This window comes from Cupriavidus sp. 05T42 (assembly GCF_056396345.1).
On record NZ_JBFTLH010000019.1, the window covers coordinates 99,042 to 109,390 of the forward strand.

Annotated in this window: 9 protein-coding genes; 7 read left to right on the forward strand and 2 right to left on the reverse strand. The window is 66.1% G+C overall.

Features of this window, described 5'->3' with window-relative positions:
- The first annotated feature begins 199 nt into the window (after nucleotides 1-199).
- Nucleotides 200-1,822 carry an ABC-F family ATPase gene (locus AC1EJR_RS22105; protein WP_092297716.1) on the forward strand — a complete coding sequence of 541 codons (1,623 nt, stop codon included), beginning with the start codon at nucleotides 200-202 and terminating at the stop codon, nucleotides 1,820-1,822.
- 39 nt (nucleotides 1,823-1,861) lie between these two features.
- Here AC1EJR_RS22105 and AC1EJR_RS22110 read toward each other — a convergent pair whose 3' ends face one another.
- Entirely contained in the window at nucleotides 1,862-2,479 is a 618-nt protein-coding gene (locus AC1EJR_RS22110) for a hypothetical protein (RefSeq protein WP_477147550.1), read from the reverse strand.
- A gap of 147 nt (nucleotides 2,480-2,626) precedes the next feature.
- Between AC1EJR_RS22110 and AC1EJR_RS22115 the strand changes: the two genes are divergently transcribed.
- The 4 genes from AC1EJR_RS22115 (at nucleotide 2,627) to AC1EJR_RS22130 (ending at nucleotide 8,115) form a co-directional block, all read left to right on the forward strand.
- Nucleotides 2,627-4,057, forward strand: coding sequence for an aldehyde dehydrogenase family protein (locus tag AC1EJR_RS22115; RefSeq protein WP_092297722.1), 1,431 nt, complete (start codon nucleotides 2,627-2,629; stop codon nucleotides 4,055-4,057).
- A 132-nt stretch (nucleotides 4,058-4,189) separates the two neighbouring features.
- Nucleotides 4,190-6,652 (forward strand): penicillin acylase family protein, encoded by a 2,463-nt coding sequence (locus AC1EJR_RS22120; RefSeq protein WP_477147551.1) that lies wholly within the window; start codon nucleotides 4,190-4,192, stop codon nucleotides 6,650-6,652.
- 18 nt (nucleotides 6,653-6,670) lie between these two features.
- Entirely contained in the window at nucleotides 6,671-7,384 is a 714-nt protein-coding gene (locus AC1EJR_RS22125; RefSeq protein ID WP_092297728.1) for a glutamine amidotransferase, read from the forward strand.
- Nucleotides 7,381-8,115, forward strand: coding sequence for an MOSC domain-containing protein (locus AC1EJR_RS22130; RefSeq protein WP_477113714.1), 735 nt, complete (start codon nucleotides 7,381-7,383; stop codon nucleotides 8,113-8,115). Before AC1EJR_RS22125 ends, AC1EJR_RS22130 begins: the two co-directional genes overlap by 4 nt.
- Here the strand turns inward: AC1EJR_RS22130 and AC1EJR_RS22135 are convergent.
- Nucleotides 8,102-8,326: a DUF1289 domain-containing protein gene (locus AC1EJR_RS22135; RefSeq protein WP_092297733.1), complete on the reverse strand. Its 225-nt coding sequence runs from the start codon at nucleotides 8,324-8,326 to the stop codon at nucleotides 8,102-8,104. The genes AC1EJR_RS22130 and AC1EJR_RS22135 overlap by 14 nt on opposite strands.
- A gap of 188 nt (nucleotides 8,327-8,514) precedes the next feature.
- On the opposite strand from AC1EJR_RS22135, the gene AC1EJR_RS22140 reads away from it, so the two are divergent.
- Together AC1EJR_RS22140 and AC1EJR_RS22145 are read left to right on the forward strand one after the other, a co-directional pair.
- Nucleotides 8,515-8,949 (forward strand): PaaI family thioesterase, encoded by a 435-nt coding sequence (locus AC1EJR_RS22140; protein WP_092297739.1) that lies wholly within the window; start codon nucleotides 8,515-8,517, stop codon nucleotides 8,947-8,949.
- A gap of 140 nt (nucleotides 8,950-9,089) precedes the next feature.
- A partial coding sequence (locus AC1EJR_RS22145) for a phospholipase D-like domain-containing protein (protein WP_441645153.1) occupies nucleotides 9,090-10,349 on the forward strand: 1,260 nt, incomplete at its 3' end.

A 10,349-nucleotide genomic window follows, 5' to 3' on the forward strand; every position in this document is an offset into this window, starting at 1 on the left:
ATCGCCCCAGCAATCCCCGCTAACGGCCCGCGAGTGGTAAAATCTCGGGTTATTTCCGCATTTTTGCCAGGTCGGACGCGCTGATGGGCAGGTCTTCCACGCGATCCCCCAGCCTTGGCAAGCCCGGGCCGGCCCGGGCGGCGCAGGCGCCCCGCGCAGCCTCCCTCTACGCACCCATACGCATTCAAAGGTTCCAGACGTGCTTTCTACCGCAAACATCACCATGCAGTTCGGCCCCAAGCCGCTGTTCGAGAACATCACGGTCAAGTTCGGCGAAGGCAACCGCTACGGCCTGATCGGCGCGAACGGCTGCGGCAAGTCCACCTTCATGAAGATTCTCGGCAGCGACCTGGAGCCCTCGTCGGGCCAGGTCATGCTGGAGCCGGGCGTGCGCCTGGGCAAGCTGCGCCAGGACCAGTTCGGCTATGAAGACAACCGCGTGCTGGACGTGGTGATGATGGGCCATACCGAGATGTGGGCTGCCGCGACCGAGCGCGACGCCATCTACGCCAATCCGGAAGCCACGGACGAGGACTACATGAAGGCGGCCGAGCTGGAAGCCCGCTATGCCGAGTTCGACGGCTACACCGCCGAGGCGCGCGCCGGCGAGCTGCTGCTGGGCGTGGGCATTCCCACCGACCAGCACCAGGGCGCGATGAGCGACATCGCTCCCGGCTGGAAGCTGCGTGTGCTGCTGGCGCAGGCGCTGTTCTCGAACCCGGACGTGCTGCTGCTCGACGAACCGACCAATAACCTGGACATCAACACGATCCGCTGGCTGGAAGATGTGCTCAACGAGCGCAATTCCACGATGATCATCATCTCCCACGATCGACATTTCCTGAATTCGGTGTGCACGCACATGGCCGACATGGACTACGGCACGCTGAAGGTCTACCCGGGCAACTACGACGACTATATGGAAGCGTCGATGCAGGCCCGCGAGCGCCAGGTGGCCGCCAACGCGCGCGCCAAGGAGCGCATCACGGAACTGCAGGACTTCGTGCGCCGCTTCTCGGCCAACAAGTCCAAGGCCCGCCAGGCCACGTCGCGCGCGAAGCAGATCGACAAGATCAAGGTGGAAGACATCAAGCCGTCGTCGCGCCAGAACCCGTTCGTCCGCTTCGAGTTCGAGAAGAAGCTGCATAACCTGGCGGTCGAGGTGGAGGGCATCACCAAGACCTACGACCGCAAGATCATCAACAACCTGACGCTGGCGATCCAGGCCGGCGAGCGCGTGGCGATCATCGGTGAAAACGGCGCCGGCAAGACCACGCTGCTGCGCAGCCTGCTGAACAATATCGTCCAGACTGGCGTGCAGCGCGGCGTGGAAGTGGATCGCGGCGAGGTGAAGTGGGCCGAGAACGCCAACGTCGGCTACATGCCGCAGGACACCTATGAAGAATTCCCGGTGGACCGCGACGTGATGGACTGGATGAGCCAGTGGACGCAGGCCGGCGACGACGACCAGTCGCTGCGCGGCACGCTGGGCCGGCTGCTGTTCTCGGCCGACGACATCAAGAAGAACGTCAAGGTGCTGTCCGGTGGCGAGAAGGGCCGCATGATCTGGGGCAAGCTGATGCTGGGCCGCCACAACGTGCTGGCCATGGACGAGCCGACCAACCACATGGACATGGAGTCGATCGAGTCGCTGCAGATCGCCCTGGACAAGTTCACCGGGACCCTGATCTTTGTGTCGCACGACCGCGAACTGATCAACGGCCTGGCCACGCGTGTGATCGAAGTCCGCACGGACGGCAAGATCACCGACTACCTCGGCACGTACGACGAGTACCTGGAGTCGCAGGGTATCGCGGCTTAAGCAGGGAACGCCCCTCTCCTCTGGGGAGGGGCGATGGTTTTACCTGGCGGCCGCCCCCTGCGCCGCCAGCATCGCATCCAGCTGATCAAGAATCGCCCGCGCGGTGATCTCGCCCTTGGCCTTCTGCAAGGCCGCGCCCAGTGCGTCGCGCAACTCGGCCAGTTCGGCCACCGTTCCCGCCTTTTCCACCTTCACCTGCAGGACGTAGCCGCGCAATCCCAGATGATTGCCGATCACATCGGTATAGAAGTGATAGAGCTGCTTGTAGCTGTCCGCGCCGCCTACTGTCACCGGCATAGGTGCGATGGCGGTATCGGCCAGCACGTCATCCAGTCCCTTGCTAAGTGCTGAATACGCCGCAAACAGGTTGGTGTCCGGCGGGCCGGAGCGGGCCGGGCGCTGTGGGGTGGTGCTCGCCGGCGTGGCGAGGGGTTTGGCGGCCTCCGAGTTTTCTGCGACCACCAGCCCCAGTTCCACCAGCGTATCCAGCGCTTCCTCCCCGACCCCCATCCCGCCCACCTGCGCCAGCAGCGCCGATTTGGGGCGTTCGCCATTCACGATAAGCAGCAGCGCGCGCAGCTTGTGATCGAGCTTGCGGGCACGCGTGCGGATCTCCTCCTGACCTGCCTCCGTCTTCTGAAAGACCGGATCGACCATGTCTCGCTCCTCTTTTCTTTGTTTTCGATCGGCGTCATGCGCCCGGAATCAAACAAAATCCGAGTTGGCATTCCGCTCTACAATGTGAGGCACCCTAAAAGTAACAAAAAATTGCAACCGCCGATTCACCTATTGAGAACTGTGGCCATGCAACAACGAGACAAACTTTTCATCAACGGCAAGTGGATTCAGCCCCATGGCAGCGGGCTGATCGATGTGGTTCATTCCGCCACCGAGGCGGTCATGGGCAAGATTCCCGAGGGCGACGCCCGGGACGCCGAGGACGCCATCGCCGCCGCGCGGGCCGCCTTCGACGGCTGGTCCAACACCCCGCCGGCCGTGCGTGCCGGCTACATCCGCAAGATCGCCGAGGGGCTCAAGGACCGTACCGAGGAACTGGCGCAGCTGATTGCCGCCGAAGTGGGCATGCCGATCAAGCTGGCGCGGGCCATCCAGGTGGGTGGGCCGGTCTATAACTGGGGCCAGGCCGCCTCGCTGCTGGAGCAGTTCCAGTTCGAGGAACAGGTCGGCAATTCGCTGGTGGTGCGCGAGCCCGTGGGCGTAGTGGCCGCCATCACGCCATGGAATTACCCGCTGAACCAGATCACGCTGAAGGTGGCGCCGGCGCTGGCCGCCGGCTGCACGGTGGTGCTCAAGCCGTCCGAGGTGGCGCCGCTGAACGCCTTCGTGCTGGCCGAGGTGATCGAGGCCGCCGGCCTGCCGCCGGGCGTGTTCAACCTCGTCACCGGCTATGGCCCGATCGTGGGCGAAGTGCTGGCGAGCCACCCCGAAGTGGACATGGTGTCGTTCACCGGCAGCACGCGGGCCGGCAAGCGCGTGTCCGAGCTGGCCGCGCAGTCGGTCAAGCGCGTGGCGCTGGAACTGGGCGGCAAGTCCGCCTCGGTGATCCTGGACGACGCGGACCTGCCGCAGGCCGTCAAGGGCACCATCAACGCCTGCTTCCTGAATTCGGGCCAGACCTGCTCGGCCCATACCCGCATGCTGGTGCCGCGCGCCCGTTATGACGAGGTCAAGGCCATCGCCGCGAAGGTGGTGGAGAACTTCACGCTTGGCGACCCGCTGGTGGAGACCACGCGCCTCGGCCCGCTGATCTCGGCCGTGCAGAAGGAGCGCGTGACGGGCTACATCCGCCGCGGACTGGAGGAGGGCGCCGAACTGCTGGCCGGCGGCCCCGACGCCCCCGAGGGGCTCGACAAGGGCTTTTTCGTCAAGCCGACGGTGCTCGGGAATGTCGATCCGAAGGCGACCGTGGCGCAGGAAGAGATCTTCGGCCCGGTACTGACCGTGATCTGCTATGACACCGAGGACGATGCCGTGCGCATCGCCAATGACAGCGTCTACGGGCTGGGCGGCGGGGTCTGGTCCGGCGACGAGGCCCGCGCGATCCGCGTGGCGCGCCGCATCCGCACCGGGCAGGTGGACATCAACGGCGGTCCGTTCAACATGAACGCGCCGTTCGGCGGCTTCAAGCAGTCCGGCAACGGGCGCGAGGCTGGCAAGTACGGGCTCGAGGAATTCCTCGAATACAAGTCGCTGCAGCTGAAGAAGCCCGCCTGACGGGCGCTTCCTGGCGTTGCATCGCATGCCCGGCACGTCCGGGCATTTTTTCTGGCGCCGGAATCTGCGATGCTTCGGTCTTTGATCGATCCCAATCGACCTGAATCGATCTGAAATTTTCGGAGGAATACGATGCGCTGGTGGAAACGGCTCGGCGGCTGGCTGCTCTCGCTCCTGTTGCTGCTGGCGACGGGTGCGGTGGGCGGCTATGCCTGGTATCGCCAGGCCTCGCAGCCGGACACGGCCGGCACGCTGATCCTGCCCGGCCTGCACGACCGCGTCGTCGTGGTGCGGGACCGCAACGCCGTGCCGCACATCCAGGCCGCCCACGTGCTGGACGCCTATTACGCGCTCGGCTACGTCCACGCGCAGGACCGGCTCTGGCAGATGCAGATGAACAAGCGCGTGGTGGCCGGCCGGCTGGCGGAGATCCTCGGCCCTGGCGCGCTGGACACCGACCGCTTCCTGCGCACGCTCGGGGTGCGGCGAAACGCCGAGGCCATCCTCGCCCAGACTTCCCCCGAGACCCGCGCGGCGCTGCAAGCCTATGCCGATGGCGTGAACGCGTTTATCGATACGCGCAAGTCCGCGCTCCCCCCCGAGTTCCTGATCCTCGGCACCAAGCCCGAGCGCTGGGAGCCCGTCGACACGCTCGGCTGGCAGACCATGATGGCGTGGGACCTGGGCGGCAACTGGACGCAGGAGGTCCTGCGCATGGGACTGGCCCAGCAACTGCCGACGGCGCGCATCGCCGAGATCCTCGCGCCGTATCCGGGCGATGTGCCGCTGCGCACGATGGACTACGCGGCCTTCTATCGCCAACTCGCGCCCGTGGCCACAGCCATGGCGAGCGTGGTGGAGCGGGCGCCGGCGGGTTATGTGGAGGGCATGGGATCGAACAACTGGGTGGTCTCGGGCGCCCACACGGTCAGCGGCAAGCCCTTGCTGGCCAATGACCCACACCTGGGCTTGCAGGCGCCGTCGCTCTGGTACTTCGCCCAGATGCAGGCGCCGGGGCTCGACGTAACGGGCGCCACGCTGCCCGGCATTCCGCTGGTCGTGCTCGGCCACAACGCGCGCATTGCCTGGGGCTTCACCAATACCGCGCCGGACGTGCAGGACCTCTATATAGAACGGATCGATCCCGCGCACCCCACCCGCTACCAGACGCCGGACGGCTGGGCGGAGTTCGAGACCCGCACCGAGACCATCCGCGTGAAAGGCGCGCCGGACGTGAACCTGACCGTCCGGGCCACGCGCCACGGCCCGGTGCTTTCCGATGTGGCCGAGCCGCTGACCATCGCCGCCAAGCCGCTGGGCGCGCAGTACGTGGTGGCGTTTCAGTGGACCGCGCTACGCCCGGACGACAAGACCTTCGAAGGCGGCCTGAAGCTGGCCGGCGCGCGCGACTGGAACACCTTCCTGGCGGCGATGCGGGACCTCCACGCGCCGCAGCAGAACATCGTCTATGCCGATGTGGACGGGAATATCGGCTATATCGCGCCGGGCCGGGTGCCGCTGCGCCGGGCGGACAACGACCTGAAGGGCCTCGCGCCGGCGCCGGGCTGGGATGCGCGCTACGACTGGACCGGCTTCGTGCCGTTCGACGCGCTGCCGCGCCGCTTCAACCCGCCGGACGGCATGATCGTGACGGCTAACCAGAAGATCGTGGCCGACGACTACCCGTACTTCATCACCAGCGAGTGGACGGTGCCGTACCGCCACGACCGCATCCGGGCGCTGCTGGAGGCCACCCCGCGCCATACGCCGGACACCTTCGCGGCCATCCAGAAGGACGTGCTCTCGCTGGCCGTGCGCGACGCCTTGCCGCTGCTGCTGGCCGCCCCGGTGGCCAGCGACGCCAAGCGCCCGGACCGCGAGCGCGCCTTGTTCGATGCCCTGCGCAAGTGGGATGCCAACATGGCGGCGGACCGCGCCGAGCCGCTGGTCGCCACCGCGTGGCTGCGCGAGCTGTCGCGGCTGCTGTTCGAGGACAAGCTGGACGAAACCCAGTTCAACCGGCTCTGGGACCAGCGCAACGTGCAGTTGCCGATGCTCAACGCGCTGCGCGCCCCGAACGGCGCCGGCGCGTTCTGGTGCGACAACACTCGTACGCCGACGCGCGAGACCTGCGCGGAGACCATCGGCCTGGCCTGGCAGCGGGCCATCGCCGACCTGGACACCCGCTATGGCAGCAATCCGGAAAAATGGCGCTGGGGCCGGGCCCATACGGCGCGCGCCGAGCACAAGCCATTCGGCAAGGTTTCGTACTTGTCAGGGTTTTTCAACGTGCGCGTGCCGACTGGCGGTGATACGTATACGGTGGATGTCGGCCGTCACGCCCTCCGCGACGAGGCCGCGCCGTTCGAGAGCGTGCACGCGGCCAGCCTGCGCGCGATTTACGACCTTTCAGATTTGTCCCATTCCCGCTTCATGACCTCGACGGGACAATCGGGCAATGCCTTATCTCCGCACTACCGCGACTGGACCGAGCGCTGGGCGGCAGTACAGTTCATTACGATTGGCGCGCCACGCCGCAATCCCGGCGGCGACGCGTTCGACACATTGGTGCTCCGGCCAGCCGGCGCACCCTAAGCATCAGGAGAATTGACGATGACCGAGACCCGACGCCGCACCGACGTGATCCAGCATGTGCCGTTCGAGCATGCCGGTGTGATTGCGAATGCCGTGCGCGACCGCGGGCACGAGATCCGCGTGTTCCAGGCCGGCGTGGACGACCTGACGCTGGTCGCGGCCGATCCGGCAGATTTGCTGGTGGTGCTGGGCGGGCCGATCGGGGTCTATGAAACCGAGGCCTATCCGTGGCTGGAGGCGGAGATCGCGGTGATCCGCGAGCGGCTCGGCACGCGGCGGCCGATGATCGGCGCCTGCCTGGGCGCGCAGCTGATCGCGGCGGCATCTGGCGCGCGCGTCTATCCGGGCACGCGCGAGATTGGCTGGGGGCCAGTTACGCCGACCGAGGCCGGCCTGCGCTCGCCACTCGCGGCGCTGGCGGACGCCGACTGGCAGGTGCTGCACTGGCACGGCGACACCTTCGACCTGCCGCCTGGCGCCGAACTGCTGGCCTCCACGGCCGGCACGCCGCATCAGGCGTACGCGATCGGCCAGCACGTGCTGGCGCTGCAATTCCACCCCGAGGTGCTGCCCGGCGACATCGAGACCTGGCTGATCGGCCATACCGTGGAACTGGCCAAGGCCGGCATCGACCCGCGCACCATCCGCCGCCGCACCGCCGAGATCGGCGCCACCGTGGCCGCCGCCGGGGAGCGCATGTTCATGCGCTGGCTCGACGAGGCCGGGCTGTGACCGTGCCGGACATCGATATCGCCATCGACGCCTTGCTCGCGGGCAAGGTGCGCCCGTTCGGCCCGAAGGGGGTGCCGAGCGGCATCGACAAGCAGTTGCAGGACGGATCGCTGCGTGTGACCACGCTCGGGCTGGCTGGGGACGAGCAGGGCGATCCGCGCCATCACGGCGGCCGGGAAAAGGCCGTCCATCACTATCCGCGCGATCACTACCCGGCCTGGGCGGCGGAACTGGCGCGGGAAGATGGCGTGACCGATGTCCTGTCGCGCCCCGGTGCCTTCGGCGAGAACCTGAGCACCCGGGGTTTGACGGAAGCGGACGTGTGCATCGGCGACCAGTTCCGGCTCGGTTCGGCGCTGGTGGAGGTCTCGCAGGCGCGCCAGCCATGCTGGAAGCTCAATCACCGCTTTGGCTACGCGGGCATGTCGCGCGCGGTGCAGCAGAGCCAGCGCACGGGCTGGTATTACCGGGTGATCGAGGAAGGCGAGGTGCGCGCCGGGGACCGGCTGGTGCTGGCCGCACGGCCTTACCCGCAATGGAGCCTGCAGCGGCTGCTGCACGTGCTCTATGTCGACCGCCTCAACCATGCAGCGCTGGCCGAGATGGCGGAACTGGCGCCGCTGGCGGAAAGCTGGCGAAAACTCGCCCGCGAGCGCGTGGCGCGGCGCGAAGTCGAGGATATGGAGAAGCGGCTGACCGGGGTCATCCCCGGATCCCTCAGCCCTGGCTGAAGCGGCGCGCAGTGCCCTCGCGCGTGATGCGGTCCCAGATCACCTGCTTTTCGGCATCGGAGTAGAACACCCAGTTACTGACCTCGACGGCGGTGCGGCCGCAACCCTGGCAGATCTCATCGAACAAGGTGGAGCAGATGCCGATGCAGGGGCTGTCGGGCCGGTCACTGAGACCCTGGGCTTCGGTAATGTCGGACGGTTCGGCAGGCATGCAGGGGTGGGGCGGGGACGGCTGGAACGTTTGGGTGGCCATTATACCGGCCGGCGCCCCGGCGGTTTGGTGTGCCGCAGGAGGCTCAGGAGGTTCAACTACCCCGCAGGTCATTGAGCGAATGGGCGGTGCCAGCTAGGCTGGGTGGAATCGAATTCGTCCCATGCCGTATGTTCTGGAGCCTTCCTATGCCTGAATCGACTGTGGACCCGCGCCTGGCCGCGATGGTGGCGTCCGTCCTGATGGAATCGCCGGTGGCGCGCACGCTGGGCATCCGCCTGGATGCGCTGGCGGTGGACCGCGTGGAGCTGGTGCTGCCGTTCAGCCCGAACAACGTGACGGTGCGGAAGGTCGTGCATGGCGGGGTGATCGCCACGCTGATCGATGTGGCCGGCGCGGCGGCGGCGTTCTCGAACGTGGATCTGGAGGTGGTACGCGGCGGCGCCACCGGGGCGCTGTCGATCCAGTACCTGGCGCCCGCCGATGGCGTGGCGTTACGCGCGGTAGCGGAGGTGATCCGTCGGGGCAAGCGGCAGGTGTCGCTCGAAGTGTCGGTCTACGCCGACGGTGCTAACGAGGGGCCGCTGGTGGCCAAGGCGCTGATGACCACGGCGCTGTTCTGACAGCGTCTGAGAGATCCTCGGGCGGTGAACGATTACCACGCATTTTCGAACTAGTACGATTGTTGGGCGCTGATTGCCGCTCCTAGTATGCCGAGTTCGCAGCTTTTTCAGGGCTGCACCGGCACTGGAGCTGCTCAGGCATGACCCGACAAACCATCACCACGCCCATCGCGCTTTCGCGTAGAAGTTCGGCAGTCATTACGCTGCCGTGGTTCGTCCAGCGCGTCGAATATGCGCCCCAGCCCTGCACCTTTCATCCCCTCGTGAATGGTGAAGAGGCATTCGGCGATCTCCATGACACCATTGCCGCCGCGCAGAAGAGTGTCGACATTATCTGCTGGGGCTTCCAGCCATCGATGTTCTTCAAGCGCGGCGCCCGGGAACGCGGCACGCCCTGTATTGGCGACCTGCTCGAAGCAGCGGGAAAGCGCGGGGTAAAGGTCCGCCTGCTGAGTTGGGGCGGCGAAGTATTCGGCATTCCCGGCATGACGGAAATGGGCGACGAGCCGAACCTGCCTGACCGCATGCATCAGCATCCATGGTTCTCCCGCCCGCCCAATCCCCGCGTCAATCCCACGGACTTCAACCGGTACTGGCATTGGCGGGCCGCACGCACCTCACCCACCGCCAAGATATTAAAGGGACCGGTTCCATCGCAGATCATGGAAAAGTTGCCGGCATTGCTGGGGCTGCCGAAGCTGGTCAATGTCGAATTTGTCGTGCGGGATTTTGGCCTGTCCAACCGGCTGGAAATCGCATTTCGCACCGCCTTGTGGGGGACCGACGATACGCGCTCTGCCGGCAACAAGGCCCAAGCCGGCGCGATCATGGGCGCGATCGTGCCGACGCACCACCAGAAAATGGTGCTGGTCGATTATGAATTGCCTGACCGGGCAGTTGGCTATGTCATGGGCCACAACATGCTCGACCCGTACTGGGACAAGGACGACCACAGCGCGGTCCGCCTGACGGGCGATCAGGGTCGGAATGGCGCGACACCACGGCAGGACATTTCAAGCCGGGTCACCGGCTCGATTCTCCGATATCTGAACCAGAACTTCTGCGAGGCATGGGACCGCGCCACCGGCGAAGCGCTGCAAACCACCCGAAAACCTGCCGCGACGGCGCTCAAAATGCTGCCAAAAACCGGCGTGCGGGTCATGGCCCAGGTGCTGCGCACTCAGCCGGAACACGGCAAGTTCGATATCGAGAAAATGTATTTGCAGGTGGTCAACAACGCCTGCAGCTTTATCTATATCGAGAATCAGTATTTCCGCTTTCCGCCATTGGCCGAGCAAATCAAGGCGGCCGCCGCAAAGCAGATAGCCTGGGGCCGCGACCCGGGCGAGCATGGCCCCATCCACCTGTTTGTCGTCACCAATGCGAGCGACGAGGGCATC